This is a genomic window from Streptomyces sp. NPDC059355, from assembly GCF_042752335.1.
Lineage (GTDB): Bacteria > Actinomycetota > Actinomycetes > Streptomycetales > Streptomycetaceae > Streptomyces.
In genome coordinates this window covers 29,069-50,610 of the sequence record NZ_JBHYXN010000038.1, presented here as the reverse complement: position 1 = coordinate 50,610, position 21,542 = coordinate 29,069, and the positions used below count along the sequence as shown (strand labels likewise).

The window sequence follows — 21,542 nt, the reverse complement described above, 5'->3', positions numbered from 1 at the left end:
GTCCCTCAGCTGGTGCGGCCCTTGGCGTCGAAGGCCTTCATGCGGTCGAGCACCCCGTCGGCGGTGGGGCCGTGCATCTCGTCGACTATGCGGCCGTCGGCGAGGAAGATGACGCGGTCCGCGTAGGAGGCGGCGACCGGGTCGTGGGTGACCATGACGACGGTCTGGCCGAGCTCGCGGACGGAGTTGCGCAGGAAGCCGAGGACCTCGGCGCCGGAGCGGGAGTCCAGGTTTCCGGTGGGCTCGTCACCGAAGATGATCTCGGGGCGGGAGGCCAGGGCGCGGGCGACGGCAACGCGCTGCTGCTGGCCGCCGGAGAGCTGGGTGGGGCGGTGGCCGAGGCGGTCGGAGAGGCCGACCATCTCGATGACGTTGTCCAGCCACTGCCGGTCGGGCTTGCGGCCCGCGATGTCCATCGGCAGGGTGATGTTCTCCAGCGCCGTCAGCGTCGGCAGCAGGTTGAACGCCTGGAAGATGAAGCCGATCTTGTCGCGGCGCAGCTGGGTCAGCTGCTTGTCCTTGAGGGTGGAGAGCTCGGTCTCGCCGATGCGGACGGAGCCTGCGGAGAAGGTGTCCAGACCGGCGACGCAGTGCATCAGGGTGGACTTGCCGGAACCCGAGGGGCCCATGATCGCGGTGAACCGGCCCTGGCCGAAGTCCACGGAGACGTTGTCGAGGGCGACCACCTGGGTCTCGCCCTGGCCGTACACCTTGGAGAGGCCGGTGGCCCGGGCGGCCACGGCCTGGGTGGTGTGCGGGGCGTGGTTCATGGTGGTCACGGAAGCGACTCCTCGGGCTGCGGACCGGGGTGCGGTCTGCGGATCGGCGGGACGCTCCCATCGTCGCCGCGCGCACCCCCGCAGGGGATCAGCCGGGGTGCCCGTTCCCTGGCCCACTGGAGTCTGATCACGGGGCGGGCCGCCTCCTCCTCTGGTATGACGGCGGCCCCGGGGCGGTGTCAGGGGGCGGCTTCGGGACGGCTTCCGGCGGCAGGGGTGGCCCGGGGTGGCGCGCGGGTGGCGAAGGCCGTCGAAATCCCGTCAATCCCGTATCGCGGGTGATCGCCGTCCGTAACGGGCCCACCGCGTGTTCTGGCGCCTGACGGCCCCTCAAGCGCCAATAAAATCAGACAACATCGGATAGATGGCCCGCTGCCGACCACGATGATCCGGATAGGCTCGGCACAGCGTTCAGTGCTTTTGTGCGGGAGCCGCGAGACCCCGCCCGGATGGTGGAATGCAGACACGGCGAGCTTAAACCTCGCTGGCTTAGGCCGTGCCGGTTCAAGTCCGGCTCCGGGCACGAGAACGTTCCGCACGCACCGGAACACACGAACGGCGGGGGCGCCCCAGGGGCACCCCCGCCGTCCTGTTCCCCCCGGGGGCGGCCTCCGGCTCCGACGGGCCCGATGTGCGGAAATCATTGGAAATCTGTCGTGCCGTCTGCATAAATGCGGCAGCGGGTCATGAGGCAAAGATCCTCCCTGAGCAGTAGGGTCAGATTTTTGCTAACGCATTACTCTTGTTGCAAGGCCGCGCACGGTGGCCACGGAGGAGTGAGATGAGGAGCAGTAACCCGGTCTTCTCGCGACGGGGGTTCAGCCGCGACAACGGTGGCTACGCAGGCTTTGACGCGCAGCACCAGCAGGCCGGGACCAACCCGTACGCGACGAATCCCTACGCCGCAGACACGACCACCGGCATGCCGCAGGCGCCCGCCCGCGCCGACGTGATGACCATGGACGACGTCGTCAGCCGTACGGCCATGACGCTCGGCACGGTCATCCTCACGGCGACGATCGCGTGGATCGCCATGCCGGTCGACCCGGCGAACGTCAACAAGTCGTACGGCATCGCCGTCGGCGCCGCGCTCGTCGCGATGGTCCTCGGGCTCGTCCAGTCCTTCAAGCGCAAGGCCTCGCCGCCGATCATCCTCGCCTACGCGGCCTTCGAGGGCTTCTTCCTCGGCGTCCTCAGCGCGGCCACCAGCACCTACTTCGGTGCCGGCGTGGTCATCCAGGCCGTGCTCGGCACGATGTGCGTCTTCGCCTCCGTGCTGTTCGCGTACAAGATGCGCTGGATCCGCGTCACCCGCCGTTTCTACGGCTTCGTGATGGCGGCCGCCATGGGCTTCATGCTGCTCATGGTCGCGAACCTGCTGTTCTCGGTCTTCGCGGGCGGTGACGGCCTCGGCTTCCGCAGCGGCGGCCTCGGCATCCTGTTCGGCATCGTCGGCGTCGTCCTCGGCGCCTGCTTCCTCGCCCTGGACTTCAAGCAGGTCGAGGACGGCATCACCTACGGCGCCCCGCGCGACGAGGCCTGGCTGGCGGCCTTCGGCCTCACGCTGACCCTGGTGTGGATCTACCTGGAGCTGCTGCGCCTGTTCCAGATCCTCTCCGGCGACGACTAGTCGCACCGGCCGTCGCGCCTGCGCGGACGGACAGGGGAAGGCCCCGCGAGCTCACCGCTCGCGGGGCCTTCCCGCGTCTCGGAGTCGGTACGGGGTCGGGGACGGAGGGTCGGGGGATCGGGTCGGCGGAGGGATCAGCCGAATTTGCGGGCCGCCCTGCGCAGGTCGTACTCGTGGATGATCGCCTTGGCCTGGCCGTACGAGAGTTCGTGCGCGCCGCGCAGCCAGCTGACCTTTTCCTCGAACCGGACGAGGGAGGGGCCGTCGTCCACGGCGCGGAGCCAGTCGGACACTTCACGACCGGTGGTCAGGGGGATTCTGTCGATCATGTTGCGGTGGGTCTGCTCGGAGAACTCTACGGACATGGGCGCCTCCGGAGGTATCGCCGTGCTGTGCTGTTCTCTTCACGCCACCGTGCCGGAGAGTTCGCCCGTTGGCAATGGCGCCGCCGCGGCGCGTAAGGTCGGCCGGGTGCTTGATACTTCGCCCCTGACCGCCGCCGTGGAACGTTTCGCCGACCGGCTGCGGGCCATGCCGCAGAGCCGCCTCCGGCGGGGGGCCGCCGCCGAGGCGCTGGAGCTGGCCCGCGAGCTCTCCGTACGGGCCCAGGCGCTGGAGGCGCCGCGGCGGGACGCGGGGGCGGCTCCGGCGCGGGAGATGCCCGACGCGGGCGTGTTCGTGGTCGGGGATCAGGTGGCGGTGGCCGGACTGGACCTCGCGGAGGCGCTGCGCGCCGCCGCCGAAGGACCGCTGGGGCCCCCGGAAACAGCGAAGGCCCCGTCCGAGATGCTGGACGAGGCCGTACGGCTGGTGGAGCAGGCGGAAGCCGGAGCGACACGCTGATCAGGGCGGAGCCGTGATCGCGGTGGCGCCGTGGATCAGAGCGACGCGATGACGCGGTCCGCGAGGATGTAGACGTTGCTGTCCGGGTCCTGGGCGTCACCGCAGGAGAAGGTCAGCGCGTAGGCCCCCGAGATGCCGGAGCCGCCCAGCAGGACCGGCGCGGTGCCCGAGCGCAGTGCCTCGGCGAGGCGCTCCGCCGTCTCCCGGTGGCCCGGGGTCATGCAGAGCGTGGTGCCGTCGGTGAAGACGTACACGTCGAGCGTGCCCAGCGGGCCCGGGCGGACGTCCGCGAGGGCCGTACGGGCCTCCGCGAGCTCCTCCAGGCGCGAGACGGTGCGCTCGTGGTCGGCGCCGGGGGCCGGGGCCTGGACCGGTACGAAGTCGGGGTGCGAGGGGTGGCGCCGGCGGGCGGCGGCCAGCTCGGCCGAGTCCTCGGGGTAGTCGTCGGCGGCTTCGTCGCCGAGGAGCGGCTCCAGGCCCACCAGGTCGGCCTGGCGGGGCAGGAAGACGGCCGGGCCGTCCTCGCCGAGGCCGGGCAGGCCGCCCAGCAGCGAGGGGGCGTCGGCCGCGTCACGGGCCTCCTGCGCGGCCCAGAAGGCCCGCGCCTCGGCGAGCTCGCGCTCGCGCTCCTCGGCCAGGGCCTCGGCTACGGCGGCTCGTATCTCGGCGGCGGGGGACTGCACGGCACTGCGGGCGTGCGGGACGGTCGTGCCGCGGGTGTGGGCGGGCGCCGCCAGCTCACCGCGGAGGGCCGTCACCTGCTTGCGCAGGCCGTGTACGGCGTGCAGCGCAGCAGCGCCCACGGTCGCGGCGGCGGCCGTGGTCAGCAGCAGGGCAAGAGACATGGCGCTCACTGACTAACTCCCGATTGTTTCGATCCCCCGACTTCCTACATCAGAGTGTCCTGACCTGGGAATGGCGTGCAGTGCATTACGTCACGAATTGGACAGGGCTTTCGTCACACTCAGGACCTGCAAATCTGCCCTGACCTGCGGAAATGCCAAACCCCCAGGACGAAGGTCACATCCTGGGGGAGATTCGGTCACAGGTCGGCCGCGACGGGATTAGATTCGGCGTCAGTACGCCGCAAGGGATCAAGCGGATCCCTTGCGGCGCCTGGAGGGTGAACCTCGGCTGAGCCGCTCTCGCTTCCGGTCGCGCCGATCTTCGCCACCGCGGAGGGCAGGTGTCGCCGTTCGTTCCTCACGACGGCCCCTGCCCTCCGCTCCGGCTCAGCTCAGCCGCTCGATGACCATCGCCATGCCCTGTCCGCCGCCCACGCACATGGTCTCGAGGCCGAACTGCTTGTCGTGGAACTGGAGGCTGTTGATCAGGGTGCCGGTGATGCGGGCACCGGTCATCCCGAAGGGGTGACCGACGGCGATGGCGCCGCCGTTGACGTTGAGCTTCTCCAGCGGGATCTCCAGGTCCCGGTACGACGGGATGACCTGGGCCGCGAAGGCCTCGTTGATCTCGAACAGGTCGATGTCGCCGACGGTCAGTCCGGCGCGCTTGAGGGCCTGCTTCGACGCCTCGACCGGGCCGAGGCCCATGATCTCCGGGGAGAGGCCGGTGACACCGGTGGAGACGATCCGGGCCAGCGGGGTCAGGCCCAGCTCCCGCGCCTTGGTGTCGCTCATGATGACCAGCGCGGCGGCGCCGTCGTTGAGCGGGCAGCAGTTGGCGGCCGTGACCAGGCCGTCGGGGCGGAAGACGGGCTTGAGGCCCTGGACGCCCTCCAGGGTGACGCCGGCGCGCGGGCCGTCGTCCGTGGAGACGACCGTGCCGTCCGGGGTGGTGACCGGGGTGATCTCCCGCTCCCAGAAGCCGTTCTTGATGGCGGCCTCGGCGAGGTTCTGCGAGCGGACGCCGAACTCGTCCATGTCCTGGCGGGTCACGCCCTTGAGCCGGGCCAGGTTCTCGGCGGTCTGGCCCATCGAGATGTAGGCGTCGGGCGCGAGGCCCTCCGCGCGCGGGTCCTGCCACGAGGAGCCCTCGGTCTGCGCGACGGCGGCCGTACGGGCCTCCGCGTCGGCGAAGAGCGGGTTGTGGGTGTCGGGCCACGAGTCGGAGTTGCCCTTGGCGAACCGCGAGACCGTCTCGACACCGGCCGAGATGAACACGTCGCCCTCGCCCGCCTTGATGGCGTGCAGCGCCATGCGGGAGGTCTGCAGGGAGGAGGAGCAGTAACGGGTGATCGTGGTGCCGGGCAGGAAGTCCATGCCCATCTGCACGGCCACGATGCGGGCCAGGTTGTTGCCCTGCTCGCCGCCCGGGAGGCCGCAGCCGAGCATCAGGTCGTCGATCTGGCGCGGGTCCAGCTCGGGGATCTTGGCGAGGGCGGCCTGGATGATCGTGGCGGTCAGGTCGTCCGGGCGCACGTCCTTGAGGGACCCCTTGAAGGCGCGCCCGATGGGGGAGCGGGCGGCGGAAACGATGACTGCTTCGGGCATCGGGGCTCCAAGGGGGGTGAGTTGCGGCTCGTTGCTGGACCGCAAGCGAAGTTACCGGCCCGTACGGTCGAGGTCACCGACTTGGGCGTGTGATGCCGGTCGCTCCGCCGGTGCAACGCGCCCGGCGGAGCTTCTGTTCCGGCCCCTCGGCCCGCCCCGACGCCTGGAGCGCCCGCGGGGGGCCGTACGTACCCGGCCCCCCGGGCCTCAGCTCGGCGACGGGGTGTCGGCCCGGGGCGGCAGGGCCGGGCCCGCCGACCGCGAGGCCGAAGCCGTGAGGTCCTCGGCCGGGACCCGCCTGCGGCGGCGGTGCTTCAGCAGGGCCCACGGCCCGCGGGCCGGGGTGACCTCCGTGCCCGCCTGCCCGGCGGCGGCCGACGCGGCCTTGGCCACCGGCAGCATGTCCTCGTTCCGCGCCACCTCCAGCCGGTCCGACTCCGGCCACAGCGACAGCGCCGCGCACAGCGTGGGCAGGACGGCCATGGCCGCCGTCGCGTAGCCCTCCGCCGACGGGTGGTACGAGTCCGGGCCGAACATCTCGCGCGGGTTCGCCGCGAACTCCGGACCCAGCAGGTCCCCCATGGAGACCGTACGGGCCCCCAGGGCGACGACCCCTATCGTCTGGGCGGCCGCCAGCTGGCGCGAGACCCGCCGGGCCAGCCACCGCAGCGGCTGGTACACGGGCTCGATGGTGCCCAGGTCGGGGCAGGTGCCGACGACCACTTCGGAGCCCGCGAGCCGCAGTCTCCGGACGGCCGAGGTCAGGTGGCGCACGGACTGCGTCGGCGGCATGCGCCGCGTCACGTCGTTCGCGCCGATCATGATCACGCACACGTCCGGCGGCGGCGGCTCCCCGTCCAGGAGCAGCCCCGCCTGCCGGTCGAGGTCGTCGGACATGGCCCCGGAGACGGCCACGTTCCGCAGTTCCACCGGCCGCTCGGCCACCGACGCCAGCCCCGAGGCCAGCAGCGCGGCCGGGGTCTGTCTGGCCCGGCGCACGCCGAGCCCGGCCGCCGTGGAGTCGCCCATCATGCCGAGCCGCAGGGGGGTCTGGCCCGGCTGCGGACCGGCGGCGGCCAGCGCCGCGAACTCGCTCCCGTACAGCCCGTCCGCCCGCGGCGGATCGCCGAGCCCGGTGCCCACCGTCCGCTTCGCGAACTGCACCTCCGCCAGCACCAGCCCCACGGCGGCGGCTCCGACCAGCCCGAGCCCGCCTCCGCCGTACGCCGCGCCCGCCGCGATCCGGCGGGCCGTCCTCGCTCTGGACACCCCTCGAGCCACCTCCCTTTCCCGTCGGGTCTCGATGACCTACCTGCCCCGTAGTGCCGGTCGGCCAATCCCTTTCCGCTTAGTCTGGCGGGACCTCCCGGAGAACCCGTGGAGTCCCCTCCCTGGAGAACATGGTGCAATTCCACGACTCGATGATCAGCCTCGTCGGCAACACCCCGCTGGTGAAGCTCAACCGTGTGACCGAAGGCCTGCAGGCCACCGTCCTTGCCAAGGTCGAGTACTTCAATCCCGGTGGATCCGTGAAGGACCGGATCGCCGTCCGGATGATCGAGGCCGCCGAGCAGAGCGGTGCCCTCAAGCCCGGCGGCACCATCGTGGAGCCCACCAGCGGCAACACCGGTGTAGGACTCGCCATCGTGGCCCAGCAGAAGGGCTACAAGTGCATCTTCGTCTGCCCTGACAAGGTGTCCATGGACAAGATCAACGTGATGCGCGCGTACGGAGCCGAGGTCGTGGTCTGCCCGACCGCCGTCGACCCCGAGCACCCGGACTCGTACTACAACGTCTCCGACCGCCTCGCGCGCGAGCCCGGCGCCTGGAAGCCCGACCAGTACAGCAACCCGAACAACCCCCGTTCGCACTACGAGACCACCGGTCCCGAGCTGTGGGACCAGACGGACGGGAAGATCACCCACTTCGTCGCGGGCGTCGGCACGGGCGGCACGATTTCGGGTACGGGCAACTACCTCAAGGAGGTGTCCGGCGGCAAGGTCAAGGTCATCGGCGCCGACCCCGAGGGCTCGGTCTACTCCGGCGGCTCGGGCCGTCCGTACCTGGTCGAGGGCGTCGGCGAGGACTTCTGGCCGACCGCGTACGACCCGAACGTGACGGACGAGATCATCGCGGTGTCCGACAAGGACTCCTTCCAGATGACCCGCCGCCTCGCCAAAGAGGAGGGCCTGCTCGTCGGCGGCTCCTGCGGCATGGCGGTCGTCGCGGCGCTGAAGGCCGCCGAGGGGCTCGGCCCGGACGACGTGGTCGTCGTCCTGCTGCCGGACAGCGGACGCGGCTACCTCAGCAAGATCTTCAGCGACGAGTGGATGGCGGGACACGGCTTCCTGGAGGAGGCCGGCCCCGCCGCGCGTATCGGCGACGTGCTGGACGACAAGGAGGGCGGCATCCCCTCCCTGGTCCACATGCACCCCGAGGAGACCGTGGGCGAGGCCATCGAGGTGCTGCGCGAGTACGGCGTCTCGCAGATGCCGATCGTCAAGCCCGGCGCCGGCCACCCGGACGTGATGGCCGCCGAGGTCATCGGCTCGGTCGTGGAGAAGGAGCTGCTGGCGGCGCTGTTCGCGAAGCAGGCCTCGCTGTCGGACCCGCTGGAGAAGCACATGAGCCGGCCGCTGCCGCAGGTCGGTTCGGGCGAGCCGGTGTCCGAGCTGATGTCCGTACTGGGCGAGGCGGACGCGGCGATCGTGCTGGTCGAGGGCAAGCCGACCGGTGTGGTGAGCCGTCAGGACCTGCTGGCTTTCCTCGCCAAGGGCGCGAAGTAGCCGAACTGCCGCAAGGAATGGCCGAAGTGCCCGTCGCACAAAAGGTACGGGCCCGTCATGTGGCGGCAGCACGGGCTTAACACGGCTCCGGCACAGTGGTGGTTGTCGGCAGGAGCGCAAACGTTCCGGCCGGCACCACCGAACGGCGTTGGCGTACTTCCGGAGCGGCTCCCGGACCGCGTGAACGCCACGGACGCGGACGGCCCTGACCCGGCCCGTGTCCTTCGCGGGGACCGCCGTCGTCCCGCCCCTCGCTCACGCGAGGGTGCGGCGGTCCCCGCGCACACTCCTTCCGGTCCGGTGTTACTCGGCCCGGTCGCGGGGGCGCAGGCGCTTCGTCGCGTGGACGAAGTTCACGCCGAGTACGCCCGCCCACGCGACGAGCAGGCCGCTGAGCCCCGCCTGCGCGGCACCGATCGCAGACAGCGGGATCGCCAGGACCAGCGTGACGATGGCGAAGCCGAAGCGCTCGCCGAAGCCGCCCTCCAGCGGGGACGGCCCGCGGCCGGGGCCGCCGCGGGCGGCCGCGAGCCGCTCCTCGGCCAGCCGGCGCCGGACCTGGGTGTCGACCTTCTCCACGAAGGAGTCCACGAGCGCGGCCTCGTAGTCCGGCCCCAGCTCGCGCCGGGCGTCCAACGTCGCGTCGAGTTCCTTCTTCAGCTCCTGGGACTCCATGCGCCCAGCGTAGGAACGGCCGTCGGTCCGGGGCACGGGGGTTAGCCCCCGTATTCCGTGCCCTCCCCGCCCGCGACCGTCTCGCGGAGCGGTCCGCGGCTTGCCGTGCTGCATAACCGCATGCAGAGTGCTCCGTGACTGAATAGGCACGGGGACGGAGGGGTCGGGATGAGTGACAGCCCGGCAGCGCGGCTGCAGAAGCTTTTCGAGGGGCACCGGCTGACACCCACCCAGCGCCGGATCGCCCACTGCATGGTGCGCGGGGCGGCCGACGTGCCGTTCCTGTCGAGCGTGGAGCTCGCGGAGCTGGCCGGGGTGAGCCAGCCCTCGGTGACCCGTTTCGCGGTGGCGCTCGGCTTCGACGGGTATCCGGCGCTGCGCCGGCACCTGCGCGAGGTGGCGCCGGCCGAGCGCGCGGCCGCGGCCGCGCAGGACGACGCGTACAACGAGTACCAGCAGGCCGTCCAGGGCGAGATCGAGAACCTGCGGCAGCTGTCGGCGATGCTCGCCGACCCCTCGCCGGTCGAGGAGGCCGGGCGGGTGCTGGCCGCCTCCAGCCCGCTGCCCGTACTGGGGCTGCGGGCGGCGTCCTCGCAGGCGCGCGGGTTCGCGTACTTCGCCGCCAAGGTGCATCCGGACGTACGGCTCCTCGACGAGGGCGGCTCGATGCTCGCCGACCGGATCGACGCGGCGGCGGGGGCGGGTGCTTCGGCGCTGCTGTGCTTCGCGCTGCCGCGGTATCCGCGGGAGGTGGCGGAGGCGCTGGACCACGCGCGGGAGGCGGGGCTCAAGGTGGTGACGGTCGCCGACTCGGCCTTCGCGCCGGTGGCCCGCTCCTCGGACCTCCTGATCCCGGCGCCGGTGGGCACGGGTCTGGCCTTCGACACGGCGTGCGCGCCGATGCTGCTGGGCCGCGTCCTCCTGGAGGCCATGGCCGACGCCCTCCCCGATGCCCAGGCACGCCTGGAGGCCTTCGACGCCCGCGCGGCGTCCCGCGGCCTGTTCGTGGAGTAGCGGCCCGCGGAGCGGGGCTTCGTCACAGGAGCGCGTCCCGGAAGCAGCCGCCCGCCTCCGCCACCAGGGAGGCGGGGGGTTGGACCGGCCGGATCGGGGTGAAGCGGGTTTCGCCGGCCGGGGTGGTGCGGAAGCCGTGGACCGGGGGGCGGGGGAGGCTGTTGTAGCCGTAGTGGGCCGTGAAGAAGTACGCGCCCGTGTCCGGGACCGCGATCAGGTCGCCCGGGGCCAGTTCCGGGAGGTCCCGGGCCGTGGCCAGGAGGTCGCCGGCGAAGCAGGCCGGGCCCGCGATGTCCTGGGGGACCGGCGGGCCCGTCTTCGGGGTGCCCTTCGCGTCGTACGGCAGGATCCGCAGCGGCCAGGCCGCCGGGGCGTACACCGTACGGGTGGCCAGCTGGACCCCCGCGTGCGTCAGCGCGATCCGGCGGCCCCCGGTGGTCTTCGTGTACTCGACCCGGGAAAGTGCCAGCCCGTGCTTGGCCAGCAGCGACCTGCCGAACTCCGTCACCAGGCCGTAGCGGCCGTCGAACAGGGCCGGGACCGCCTCCCGGAGGGCCGCCACGTACTGCGCGTACGTCGGCGCCTCGGCGTCCGAGGCGAAGTTCACCGGCAGGCCCCCGCCGATGTCGAGGGTGTCGACCTGGCGGCGTCCGGCCGCCGCGTTGATCTCCTCGGCGAGGGCGTGGAGGTCCCGGACCCCCTCCGCGATCAGGGAGAGGGGGACGCCCTGGGAGCCCGAGTGGATGTGCAGCCGGGTCAGCCACGGGCGGTCGGCGTAGGCGCGCACCAGCCACTCGCGGGCGCCCGGGTCCCGCAGCGCGATGCCGAACTTCGACGTGGCCGTCGCCGTGGACAGGGCGTCGATGGTGCCCGCGCCCGTCTGGGGGTTGATCCGGACCCCGATCGGTGAACGCGTGGGAGCGCCCGCGACCAGTGCGTCCAGGCGGTCCAGCTCCTGGCGGTTGTCCGCGTTCACCGCGATCCCGAGCGCCAGCGCCTCGCGCAGCTCGGCCACCGTCTTGGCCGGGGAGTCCAGAACCGTGCGCTCCGGCACCACCCCCGCCGCCCGGGCCAGCGCCAGCTCGCCCGGGCCGGCCACCTCGCAGCCCAGGCCGCGGTCCGCCAGCAGCCGCAGCACCGGTACGAGCGGGCAGGCCTTCACCGCGAAGGCGTGCAGGACCGGCGTACCCGGCGCCACCGCCGCCGCGAAGGCGCCGGTCAGGGCGGCGGCGGAGGCGCGGATCCCGGCCACGTCCAGCAGGCAGACCAGGGGCGGCGTGCCCTCCGCCCCGCCCACCAGGCCCTGCTCCACCGCAGCCCGTACGGCCAGATCCCGGCGTGTCGTCGCGTCCGGAGCGTCCATCGCGTGCGTCTCGGCAGCCATGTCCGCCAGCCAATCATCCGGTCGCCCGGCCCGCAGCTGTTGACTGAATCTATTCAGGGAGCCAGGATGTGAATAGATTGCCCAACATCGGAGGAGGCACCGCCATGTCAGGACCCCGCCCCGTACGCGCTGCGCGCGGCACCGAGCTCAGCACCCTGGGATGGCAGCAGGAAGCCGCCCTCCGGATGCTGCAGAACAACCTCGACCCCGAGGTCGCCGAGCACCCCGACAAGCTCGTCGTCTACGGAGGCACCGGCAAGGCCGCCCGCGACTGGCGCTCGTACGACGCGATGGTCCGCACCCTGCGCACCCTCAAGCAGGACGAGACGATGCTCGTGCAGTCCGGCCGCCCGGTCGGCGTGATGCAGACCCACGAGTGGGCGCCGCGCGTGCTGCTCGCCAACTCCAACCTGGTCGGCGACTGGGCCAACTGGGAGGAGTTCCGCCGCCTGGAGTCCCTCGGTCTGACCATGTACGGCCAGATGACCGCCGGTTCCTGGATCTACATCGGCACCCAGGGCATCCTCCAGGGCACGTACGAGACCTTCGCGGCCGTCGCCGCCAAGAAGTTCGACGGGACCCTCGCCGGCACCATCACCCTCACCGCCGGCCTCGGCGGCATGGGCGGCGCCCAGCCGCTGGCCGTGACGATGAACGACGGCGTCGCGATCTGCATCGACGTCGACCCGCGCGCCATCGACCGCCGCATCGAGCACCGCTACCTGGACGTCAAGGCCGACAACCTGCGCCACGCCCTCCAGCTGGCGGTCGAGGCCCGTGACGCCCGCAAGCCGCTCTCCATCGGCCTCCTCGGCAACGCCGCCGAGCTGCTCCCGCAGATGCTCGCCGAGGGCGCCCCGATCGACATCGTGACGGACCAGACCTCCGCCCACGACCCGCTCGCGTACCTGCCCGTCGGCGTCGACTTCGACGACATGGCGGCCTACGCGGCCAAGGACCCGGCCGGGTTCACCACCCGCGCCCGCGAGTCCATGGCGAAGCACGTCGAGGCCATGGTCGGCTTCATGGACGCGGGCGCCGAGGTCTTCGACTACGGCAACTCCATCCGCGGCGAGGCCCAGCTGGCCGGCTACGACCGCGCGTTCGCCTTCCCCGGCTTCGTCCCGGCGTACATCCGCCCCCTCTTCTGCGAGGGCAAGGGCCCCTTCCGCTGGGCGGCCCTGTCCGGCGAGGCCTCGGACATCCACAAGACCGACAAGGCGATGCTGGAGCTCTTCCCCGAGAACGAGTCCCTCCACCGCTGGATCAAGATGGCGGGCGAGCGAGTCCACTTCCAGGGCCTGCCGGCGCGCATCTGCTGGCTCGGCTACGGCGAGCGCGACAAGGCGGGCGAGCGCTTCAACGAGATGGTGGCCGACGGCACCCTCGCCGCCCCGCTGGCCATCGGCCGCGACCACCTCGACTGCGGTTCGGTGGCCTCCCCGTACCGCGAGACCGAGGCCATGCTCGACGGCTCCGACGCGATCGCCGACTGGCCGCTGCTCAACGCGATGGTCAACGTCGCCTCCGGTGCCTCCTGGGTCTCGATCCACCACGGCGGCGGCGTCGGCATGGGCCGCTCCATCCACGCCGGCCAGGTCACCGTCGCCGACGGCACCAAGCTCGCGGGCGAGAAGATCCGCCGCGTGCTCACCAACGACCCCGGCATGGGCGTCATCCGCCACGTCGACGCGGGCTACGACATCGCCGAGACGGTGGCGGACGAGCGCGGCGTCCGCGTCCCCATGCGCGAGGGCGACGACGCGTGAGCGACAACCCCGCCGGGGCGGCCTCGTTCCACGGCATGTGGAACGAGCTCGCCCCCATCGGCCGCAACGCCGAATCCGGCGGCTACCGCCGCTACGCGTGGACCGGGGCCGACGCCGACTGCCGGAGCTGGTTCCAGGCCCAGGCCGAGGCCCGCGGTCTCGCGTACGAGACCGACCGCAACGGCAACCAGTGGGCCTGGCTCGGCGACCCCCTCGCCGGTGACGCCGTCGTCACCGGCTCCCACCTGGACTCCGTGCCCGACGGCGGCGCCTTCGACGGCCCCCTCGGCGTGGTGTCCTCCTTCGCGGCCCTGGACGAGCTCCGCAGGAGGGGCGCTGAGTTCGCCAGGCCGCTGGCCATCACCAACTTCGGCGACGAGGAAGGGGCCCGCTTCGGCCTCGCCTGCGTCGGCTCCCGGCTCGCCGCCGGGCAGCTGACCAAGGAGAAGGCGTACGAGCTCCGCGACGCCGACGGGATCAGCCTGCCCGAGGCCATGGAGGCCGCCGGGTACGACCCCTCGGCGATCGGCGCCGACCCGCAGCGGCTCTCCCGTATCGGCGCGTTCGTCGAGCTCCACGTCGAGCAGGGCCGGGCCCTGGACCTGTCCGGCGACGCCGTCGGCATCGCGTCCGCCATCTGGCCGCACGGCCGCTGGCGGTTCGACTTCCGGGGCGAGGCCAACCACGCCGGCACCACCCGTCTCGTGGACCGCCGCGACCCGATGCTCACGTACGCGTCGACCGTCCTGGCCGCCCGTACGGAGGCGGCCCTCGCCGGCGCCGTCGCGACCTTCGGCAAGATCTCCGTCGAGCCGAACGGGGTCAACGCCATCCCCTCGCTGGTGCGCGGCTGGCTCGACTCCCGCGCCGCCGACCAGGCGACGCTGGACACCGTGGTCACCGCCATCGAGAAGGCCGCCCGCGAGCGCGCCGACCAGGACGGCATCGATCTGGCCGTCGTACGGGAGTCCTTCACGCCGGTCGTCGAGTTCGAGCACGCCCTGCGCGACGAGATGAACCGCATCCTCGGCGGCTCGGTCCCCGTCCTCGGCACCGGGGCGGGACACGACGCCGGAATTCTCTCCTCGGCCGTCCCGACCGCGATGCTGTTCGTACGGAATCCGACCGGCGTCTCCCACTCGCCGAAGGAGTTCGCACCCGAGGACGACTGCGTGGCCGGTGTCCTCGCGCTGGCCGACGTACTGGAAGGACTGGCCTGCCGGTGAAGACGTACTGGTTGGAACACGCCTGGCTCGGCACGCACGTCGAGCCCGGCGTGGCCCTGACCGTGTCCATCAGCGGCTCCGCCGCGGGGGGCGCCGACGGGCGGATCGCCGCCCTGCGGACCGGGGTCGAGACCCCGCCGCCGGGCGCCGAGGTGCTGCGGGGCCTGACCGTTCCCGGGCTGGCCAACGCGCACTCCCACGCCTTCCACCGGGCGCTGCGCTCGCTGGTGCAGGTGGGCTCCGGGACCTTCTGGACCTGGCGCGAGTTCATGTACCAGGTCGCCCAGAACCTCACCCCCGACACGTACTTCGCGCTCGCGCGGGCCGTGTACGCGGAGATGGCGCTGGCCGGCATCACCAACGTCGGCGAGTTCCACTACGTGCACCACGCGCCGGGCGGCGCCCCGTACGCCGACCCCAACGCGATGGGCGAGGCGCTGATCGAGGCGGCCGCGGCGGCGGGCATCCGGATCACCCTGCTCGACACGGCGTACCTCTCGTCGGGCTTCGGCGAGGCCCCCAACCGCCACCAGCTGCGGTTCTCGGACGGGACGGCCGAGGCGTGGGCGGAGCGGGTCTCGGCCCTGAAGCCGCGCGAGCACGCGCTGATCGGGGCGGCGATCCACTCGGTGCGCGCCGTACCGGCGAACCAGCTGGGCACCGTCGCCCGCTGGGCGCAGGAGCGACGGGCCCCGCTGCACGTGCACCTCTCGGAGCAGACCGCCGAGAACGAGGCCTGCCAGGCCGCGCACGGGCGCACGCCGACGCAGCTGCTGGCCGACCACGGGGTGCTCGGCCCGCGCACCACCGGTGTCCACAACACGCACCTGACGGACGGGGACATCGCCCTGCTGGGCGGGACCTCCACCGGCACCTGCATGTGCCCCACCACCGAACGCGACCTCGCGGACGGCATCGGCCCGGCGCCCCGCCTCCAGCACGCGGGCAGTCCGCTGTCCCTGGGCAGCGACAGCCACGCGGTGATCGACCTGCTCGAAGAGGCCCGCGCGATGGAGCTGAACGAGCGCCTGCGCAGCCGCACCCGGGGCCACTGGACGGCGAACGCCCTGCTCACGGCCGCCACCCAGGACGGCCACGCCGCCCTGGGACTGCCGGACGCGGGCCGCCTGGAGGCGGGCGCGCTCGCGGACTTCACCACGATCGCGCTGGACTCCGTACGCACGGCCGGTCCGCTGCCGCGGCTCGGCGCCGAGACGGCGGTCTTCGCGGCCACGGCCTCGGACGTCCGCCACACGGTGGTGGGCGGCCGCCACATCGTCCGCGACGGCGCCCACACCCTCGTCGCCGACGTCCCGTCCGCCCTGTCCCAAGCGATCGCGGCCCTCCGCGCCTGACGTTGCTCGTCCCTGCCCCGCCCAGCCCGGTTCCGGGGAGGGGCGGGGTGGGGGACAAACAAGCTCTGAGAGGAACCCGTGACCACCACCCTCGTCACCAACATCGGCAGCCTCGTCACCAACGACCCGTCCGTCGGCGACGGCAGCCCCCTCGGCCTGATCGAGAACGCCGCCGTCGTCATCGACGGTGACAAGGTCGCGTGGGTCGGCCCCGCCGACAAGGCCCCGGCCGCCGAGGAGAGCTTCGACGCGCAGGGTCGGGCCCTGATCCCCGGCTTCGTCGACTCGCACTCGCACCTCGTCTTCGCCGGCGACCGAACCCAGGAGTTCAACGCCCGGATGTCCGGCCGCGCCTACTCCGCCGGCGGCATCCGCACCACCGTCGCCGCCACCCGGGCCGCCACCGACGCCGAGCTGGAAGCGGGCCTCGTCCGCCACCTCGACGAGGCCCGCCGCCAGGGCACCACCACCTTCGAGACCAAGTCCGGCTACGGCCTCACCGTCGCCGACGAGGCCCGCGCCCTGCGCATCGCCGCCGCGCACACCGAGGAGGTCACCTACCTCGGCGCGCACATCGTCTCGCCCGACTACGCCGAGGACCCGGCCGGCTACGTCGACCTCGTCACCGGCGAGATGCTGACGGCCTGCGCCCCGTACGCCCGCTGGGTCGACGTGTTCTGCGAGAAGGGCGCCTTCGACGGAGACCAGGCCCGCGCGATCCTCACCGCGGGCGCCGCCGCCGGGCTGATCCCGCGCGTCCACGCCAACCAGCTCTCCTACGGCCCCGGCGTGCAGCTCGCCGTGGAGCTGGAGGCCGCCTCCGCCGACCACTGCACCCACCTCACCGACGCCGACGTCGACGCCCTGGTCCAGGCCGCGGACACCACCGTCGCCACCCTCCTCCCGGGCGCCGAGTTCTCCACCCGCGCCCAGTGGCCCGATGCCCGCCGCCTGATCGACGCGGGCGCCACCGTGGCACTGTCCACGGACTGCAACCCGGGCTCCTCGTACACGAGCTCGATGCCCTTCTGCATCGCGCTCGCCGTACGCGACATGGGGATGACCCCGGACGAGGCGCTCTGGTCCGCCACCGCCGGCGGCGCCCGCGCACTGCGCCGCGGCGACATCGGCCGGATCGCGCCCGGGGCCCGCGCCGACCTGGCCCTCCTGGAAGCCCCGAGCCACGTCCACCTGGCCTACCGGCCTGGCGTTCCGCTGGTTTCGGCGGTCTGGCAGAAGGGCGTCCGCGCTCACTGACGAACAGTCAATCCCGGCCTGTCCTTTGTCTTCCCTCCGTAGGGCCCCGGGCGTACCTTGAGCCACCAATCTGATGTCCCGTCAGGAACTTGTGGCACGAGGGGAAGACGAAGGTGTCCGACCGGAAACGCTCCACCGCGCTCGCGCCGGCCTCCGCGCTGGCCGTAGCGGCGGTCCTGCTGGCCGCCCCCGCAGCCCATGCGGACGTCGTCGACGTCGCGTACGACTGCAAGACCCCCATCGGGGACAAGTCGGCGGTCTCGCCGATCGACATCAAGGCCGTGAAGGAGGGCGACGGGTACAAGCTGACGATGTCCTTCCAGAAGGGCGTCTCGTCCAGCCCCGTCGAACTCGGCAAGGGCGCCATGAGCCCGAGCGCGGTCGTCCTCGTCGGCGGCGCCGAGACGGCGTCGGTGCCGGTCTCGGGAGCGTCCAACCCCGAGGCCGTGCCCGCCAACACCCCCATCAAGATCACCGACCTCTCGGGCACCTATACCCCCAAGAAGAGCGGCAAGGTCACCTTCACCGCGGGCGTGCTCACCATCAAGGCGCTGGGGACCACCACCACCTGCACCCCGGGCAACAGCCCCAAGCCCTCCCTGGAGCTGGACGTGACGGGCGCCGCGCAGGACACCCTCCCGCAGACCGGCCCCACCGACTCCGCCCTCGCCCTCGGCACCCTCGGCGCCACCGTGCTGCTGACCGGCGCCGCGGGAGTGCTCTGGCTGACCCGGCGCGGCCAGCGGGCCCCCCGGTCCTGAACGGAGCACCCCCGGCCATGCCCGTGCTCCCCACCCCCTTGCTCCACACCCACACCTCCGCCACCGGCCGACGCCTGTGCACCGTGCTGCTTGCCGCGGCCCTGCTGCTCGGGGCCGCGGGCGGCGCCACCGCCACCGCCGCGGCCACCGCCGACGAGGCCGGCTGGACCGCCGAGCCCGCTGCGGCAGGCGCCGCGCCGGCGCGCCCGTACTTCTACCTCGCGGGCCCCGCCGGAACCGTCCTGGAGGACCGGCTGGCCCTGACCAACACCTCCGACCGGGAGCGCACCGTCACCCTGCGCGGGGCCGACGCCTACAACACGGCCGCCGGCGCCCTCGCCGTACGCCCGGCCGACCCCGCGGCCGCAGGCCTCCGGAGCGGCGCGGACCCGGGCGCCGGTTCCTGGTTCAGCTTCGGGGCCGCCACCACCGTGAAGGTCCCGCCCCGCACCCGCGCGGTGGTCCCCTTCACCGTCACCCTGCCGCCCGGCTCCCTCCCGGGCGACCACCCGGCCGCCGTGATCGCCGCCGCGGACGGCCGCGAGGTGGGCGTACGGGTCCACCTGCGCGTCGGCGGCCCGACGCTGGCCGCCCTCACGGTCGAGGACGTCTCCGTACGCGGCCGGGGCGCCCGCGCGATCGTCGCGTACACCCTGGTCAACCGGGGCAACGTGGCCCTCGCCCCCGATCTGGCCCTGCGCGCCGAGGGGCTCTTCGGCGAGGTCCCGGGGCGCACCGCCCGCGCCCTGCCCGTGGAGCTGCTCCCCGGCCAGCGGGTGTCGCTGACCGAGCCCTGGCCCGGAGCCCCGGTCCTCGACGAAGTCGACCTCACCCTCACGGTCACCGCCCCCGGCGCGGCCCCGGCCACCGCCACCGCCTCCGCGTGGTTCGTGCCCCGGGGGACCGCGGCCCGGCTCGGCGCCGGGCTGCTCGGCCTCGGCGGGGTCGTCTCGGCCGCGCTGCTCCTCGTACGCAGCAGGCGGGCCCGGGGCGCGGCGCCGGCGGCGGACGAGGAGCCCGTACCCGCGGGGAACCGGGCACCGGAACACGAGCTGACGGGAGCATCCAGGTGAGCGCGACGGTCGGCGGCAAGGCCATGGCCTGCATCGCGACGGGGCTGGCGTGGTGCGCCCTGGTCCTGTTCCCGGCCCCGGCGGCCGTCGCCGCCGAGGGCAGGCCCGCCGTGGCGCTCTCGCTCCAGGAGGCCGCGAAGGGCACCGAGATCACCGTCACCGGCACCGGCTGGCGCGCCAAGACGCTGGTGATGCTGCTGGTCTGCGGGCAGAACATGATCGGCGGCACCAACAGCTGCGCCAACGCCGACGGGGCCGCGGTCTCCGTCGGCGACGACGGGCGCTTCGCCGCGCAGCTGGCCGTGGCGGCACCGCCCAAGCCCTGCCCCTGCGTGGTCAACGTGACCTCCGTCAACGGGGACCAGTCCACCGTCGCCGCCCCGCTGAAGATCACGGACCATCCGGTGGCCGAGCTGCCGGCCGAGTCCGGCACGGCGCGCCTGGCGATGCTCACCGGGGTCCGGCTGGAGGGCGGGGACGGGGTGCTGACCTGGTTCGGCGCCCCGCCCAGCCGGAAGTTCACGGTCACCGTCGGCAATCTCGGCTCGGCGCCCGTCAAGGATCCGGTCTTCCGGCTCGGGACCGCCCACGGGGTGTTCGCGCCGCTGTGGGACGAGGTCCGGTGGAAGGGCACGATCCCGCCGGGCGGCAAGGCGGAGGTCCGGCTGAACGTCAGCCTCGCGGCGGGGGCGCACGGGGACTACACCGTCTCCCTCAAGTACGGGGACACGGTCGTGGCGACCCAGCCCTGGGGCGTGGACCGCCCGTACGGGGTGCTGCTGTTCTGGGGCCTGCTCCTGCTGGTGATCCCGGCCGCGGTCTTCCGTATCGGCATGGCCGTCGTGGACAGGGTCCGGCCGCGTACGGCGGCGCCGGGCGGCGGCCGCCACCGGGGCGCGAAGGCGCCGGTCCCGGAGCAGGAGTCCGGCCCGGCGGCCGCGCCGGCGTCCCCCCAAGCCACCACGGCGGTCCTGCCGTGGTTCACCCCGGACAGCGCGCCGGGGCCGAGATCACCACACGCACCACAGGCGTCCGCACCGTCTGAGAACAGTCCGACGACGAAGGGACCTTTGTGAAGACCCAACGGAGGGTGAGCGCGGCCGTGATCGCGCTGCTGCTCGGCGGCGCCGGCATCGCCATCGGGGCCACTCCCGCCCAGGCGGCCGAGACCAAGTTCAACGTCAAGTGCGTACCGCCGGCGGGCGGCGGCGACCCGGTCCAGGGCGAGACCACCGCCAAGGTCAGCGCCCCGGCTTCGGCGAAGGTCGGTGACGAGGTCGACGTGTCGTGGGAGACGGTGAAGCCGGCCTCGAACAACACGGACCTGATGGACATCCCGCAGGACTCGGTCCAGCCCACCGGCTGGATCACGGTCGGCGGCGGGGGCGGCGAGCTGAAGGTCGTCGGGGAGAAGAAGAATCCGCCGATCGCCAAGAAGGCCCCCATGCAGATGTCCACGATGAAGGGGAAGCTGAAGCTCACCAAGGCGGGCAAGATCACGCTGACCCCCGGGAAGTACGACGTCGCGGTCACCTTCTCCTTCGGCACCTTCGTGACCAAGTGCGCACCCACGGGTGACGTGGGAGCCGGGGCCACCATCGACGTGGCGGCCGGCACCAGCGGCGGCACGACGAACGGCGGCGCCACGAACGGCGGAGCGACCGACGGCGGTGCCACGAACGGCGGTGCCACCAATGGGGGTGCCACCAGCGGCGGCGCAACGAACGGCGGTGCCACCAGCGGCGGCGCCGGGGGCCAGACCGACTTCCCCGGCAAGCCCGTGGAGGTCGCCTTCGACTGCGGGCCGGTCGTCCCCGGCGGCATCAAGACGCCCGTCACGATCAACGCCAAGAAGAACGGCGGCAGCTACGACCTGACCGTCAAGACCGCCAAGGGCGCGATGGCCAGCCCGATGGCCCTGCCTGCGGGGGCTCTCAAGCCCTCGATGAACATCAAGCTCGGCGGCGCCGACAGCGGCATGGTCAAGGTCTCCGGCCCGGCCAACGCCGAGCCGATCCCGGACAAGGCCCCGGTCAGTCTCAGCGACATGACCGGCACCTACAAGCCCGGAAAGACCGGCAAGGTCACGCTGAGCCCGGACCAGCTGACGATCGACGTCACGATGGCCCCGGGGGCCACCCCGATCAACGTGCCCTGCAAGGCGGCCAGCAGCGGCGTCTCGCTGGAGCTCGACACCACCGCCCAGGCGGGCGGCTCCGGCTCGCCGTCCACCACCGGCTCCACCTCCGCCTCGGGCGGCCTCGCCGAGACGGGCGCTGAGGACGAGGGCGGCATCAAAGCCCTGGCCCTGGTCGCCGGCACGGTGATCCTGCTCGGCGGCGCGGTCTTCACCTTCACCCCGTGGCGCCGCCTGCGCGGTACGCGGTAACCCGTATGGGGGAACGACACGGCGGCCCGGCACACCAGGAGGTGGTTCCGGCGCCCCCCCGGGGGAGGAGGGGGGGGGGGGAGGGACCCGGGCCAAAACAACCCGGACCACCTATTGCTTCGCGGAGAAAGCCGTACCCGCCGACAAA

At 72.8% G+C, this 21,542-nt stretch carries 19 protein-coding genes and 1 tRNA gene; 13 read left to right on the top strand and 7 right to left on the bottom strand.

All coding sequences use genetic code 11. The features are described 5' to 3' along the window. Nucleotides 1–5: 5 nt before the first annotated feature. Nucleotides 6–770, bottom strand: a complete 765-nt coding sequence (locus tag ACFXGI_RS29215; RefSeq protein WP_384712902.1) for an ABC transporter ATP-binding protein — start codon at nt 768–770, stop codon at nt 6–8. A 452-nt stretch (nt 771–1,222) separates the two neighbouring features. On the opposite strand from ACFXGI_RS29215, the gene ACFXGI_RS29210 reads away from it, so the two are divergent. Together ACFXGI_RS29210 and ACFXGI_RS29205 are read left to right on the top strand one after the other, a co-directional pair. Further along, a tRNA-Leu gene (locus tag ACFXGI_RS29210) sits at nt 1,223–1,302 on the top strand. A 258-nt stretch (nt 1,303–1,560) separates the two neighbouring features. Further along, nucleotides 1,561–2,409: a Bax inhibitor-1/YccA family protein gene (locus ACFXGI_RS29205; protein ID WP_384712823.1), complete on the top strand. Its 849-nt coding sequence runs from the start codon at nt 1,561–1,563 to the stop codon at nt 2,407–2,409. Between the two features lie 134 nt (nt 2,410–2,543). On the opposite strand, the gene ACFXGI_RS29200 is transcribed toward ACFXGI_RS29205, so the two are convergent. Beyond that, complete coding sequence (locus ACFXGI_RS29200; protein WP_030865915.1) at nt 2,544–2,774, bottom strand: DUF4287 domain-containing protein; 231 nt, start codon at nt 2,772–2,774, stop codon at nt 2,544–2,546. Nucleotides 2,775–2,880: 106 nt separating this feature from the next. On the opposite strand from ACFXGI_RS29200, the gene ACFXGI_RS29195 reads away from it, so the two are divergent. Then, nucleotides 2,881–3,252 (top strand): hypothetical protein, encoded by a 372-nt coding sequence (locus ACFXGI_RS29195; RefSeq protein ID WP_384712820.1) that lies wholly within the window; start codon nt 2,881–2,883, stop codon nt 3,250–3,252. Nucleotides 3,253–3,287: 35 nt separating this feature from the next. Here ACFXGI_RS29195 and ACFXGI_RS29190 read toward each other — a convergent pair whose 3' ends face one another. The 3 genes from ACFXGI_RS29190 to ACFXGI_RS29180 all read right to left on the bottom strand — a co-directional run bounded on the left by ACFXGI_RS29190 (nt 3,288) and on the right by ACFXGI_RS29180 (nt 6,986). Next, on the bottom strand, nt 3,288–4,097 hold the full coding sequence (locus ACFXGI_RS29190) for a hypothetical protein (RefSeq protein ID WP_384712817.1): 810 nt from the start codon (nt 4,095–4,097) through the stop codon (nt 3,288–3,290). 387 nt (nt 4,098–4,484) lie between these two features. Next, nucleotides 4,485–5,705 carry an acetyl-CoA C-acetyltransferase gene (locus ACFXGI_RS29185; RefSeq protein WP_384712814.1) on the bottom strand — a complete coding sequence of 407 codons (1,221 nt, stop codon included), beginning with the start codon at nt 5,703–5,705 and terminating at the stop codon, nt 4,485–4,487. Nucleotides 5,706–5,912: 207 nt separating this feature from the next. Beyond that, nucleotides 5,913–6,986 carry an SGNH/GDSL hydrolase family protein gene (locus ACFXGI_RS29180; protein WP_384712811.1) on the bottom strand — a complete coding sequence of 358 codons (1,074 nt, stop codon included), beginning with the start codon at nt 6,984–6,986 and terminating at the stop codon, nt 5,913–5,915. A gap of 122 nt (nt 6,987–7,108) precedes the next feature. Here ACFXGI_RS29180 and ACFXGI_RS29175 point away from each other — a divergent pair, with 122 nt between their 5' ends. Further along, nucleotides 7,109–8,491, top strand: coding sequence for a cystathionine beta-synthase (locus ACFXGI_RS29175; protein WP_384712899.1), 1,383 nt, complete (start codon nt 7,109–7,111; stop codon nt 8,489–8,491). A 303-nt stretch (nt 8,492–8,794) separates the two neighbouring features. Here the strand turns inward: ACFXGI_RS29175 and ACFXGI_RS29170 are convergent, their stop codons facing one another. Then, nucleotides 8,795–9,166 (bottom strand): hypothetical protein, encoded by a 372-nt coding sequence (locus ACFXGI_RS29170; RefSeq protein ID WP_384712808.1) that lies wholly within the window; start codon nt 9,164–9,166, stop codon nt 8,795–8,797. Nucleotides 9,167–9,334: 168 nt separating this feature from the next. Here ACFXGI_RS29170 and ACFXGI_RS29165 point away from each other — a divergent pair, with 168 nt between their 5' ends. Then, nucleotides 9,335–10,180 carry a MurR/RpiR family transcriptional regulator gene (locus ACFXGI_RS29165; RefSeq protein WP_384712805.1) on the top strand — a complete coding sequence of 282 codons (846 nt, stop codon included), beginning with the start codon at nt 9,335–9,337 and terminating at the stop codon, nt 10,178–10,180. A gap of 22 nt (nt 10,181–10,202) precedes the next feature. On the opposite strand, the gene ACFXGI_RS29160 is transcribed toward ACFXGI_RS29165, so the two are convergent. Next, nucleotides 10,203–11,564, bottom strand: a complete 1,362-nt coding sequence (locus ACFXGI_RS29160) for a diaminopimelate decarboxylase (RefSeq protein WP_384712802.1) — start codon at nt 11,562–11,564, stop codon at nt 10,203–10,205. Between the two features lie 104 nt (nt 11,565–11,668). Between ACFXGI_RS29160 and hutU the strand changes: the two genes are divergently transcribed. The 8 genes from hutU (at nt 11,669) to ACFXGI_RS29120 (ending at nt 21,394) form a co-directional block, all read left to right on the top strand. After that, nucleotides 11,669–13,333, top strand: a complete 1,665-nt coding sequence (gene hutU / locus ACFXGI_RS29155; protein ID WP_384712799.1) for a urocanate hydratase — start codon at nt 11,669–11,671, stop codon at nt 13,331–13,333. A gap of 35 nt (nt 13,334–13,368) precedes the next feature. Continuing rightward, the gene (locus ACFXGI_RS29150; RefSeq protein WP_384712896.1) at nt 13,369–14,559 is read left to right on the top strand and encodes an allantoate amidohydrolase; all 1,191 of its coding nucleotides are present in this window, start codon (nt 13,369–13,371) and stop codon (nt 14,557–14,559) included. Next, nucleotides 14,550–15,914, top strand: a complete 1,365-nt coding sequence (locus ACFXGI_RS29145; protein ID WP_384712893.1) for a formimidoylglutamate deiminase — start codon at nt 14,550–14,552, stop codon at nt 15,912–15,914. Before ACFXGI_RS29150 ends, ACFXGI_RS29145 begins: the two co-directional genes overlap by 10 nt. A 78-nt stretch (nt 15,915–15,992) precedes the next feature. Then, on the top strand, nt 15,993–17,171 hold the full coding sequence (hutI, locus tag ACFXGI_RS29140; RefSeq protein ID WP_384712796.1) for an imidazolonepropionase: 1,179 nt from the start codon (nt 15,993–15,995) through the stop codon (nt 17,169–17,171). Nucleotides 17,172–17,284: 113 nt separating this feature from the next. Continuing rightward, entirely contained in the window at nt 17,285–17,932 is a 648-nt protein-coding gene (locus ACFXGI_RS29135) for an LPXTG cell wall anchor domain-containing protein (RefSeq protein WP_384712793.1), read from the top strand. Between the two features lie 17 nt (nt 17,933–17,949). Continuing rightward, nucleotides 17,950–19,005, top strand: coding sequence for a hypothetical protein (locus tag ACFXGI_RS29130; protein ID WP_384712790.1), 1,056 nt, complete (start codon nt 17,950–17,952; stop codon nt 19,003–19,005). Then, nucleotides 19,002–20,081: a hypothetical protein gene (locus tag ACFXGI_RS29125; RefSeq protein WP_384712787.1), complete on the top strand. Its 1,080-nt coding sequence runs from the start codon at nt 19,002–19,004 to the stop codon at nt 20,079–20,081. The genes ACFXGI_RS29130 and ACFXGI_RS29125 overlap by 4 nt, the downstream gene beginning before the upstream one ends. A gap of 14 nt (nt 20,082–20,095) precedes the next feature. Beyond that, a complete protein-coding gene (locus tag ACFXGI_RS29120) occupies nt 20,096–21,394 on the top strand; it encodes a hypothetical protein (RefSeq protein WP_384712784.1) in 1,299 nt (432 codons plus the stop codon). The last annotated feature ends 148 nt before the right edge of the window (nt 21,395–21,542 follow it).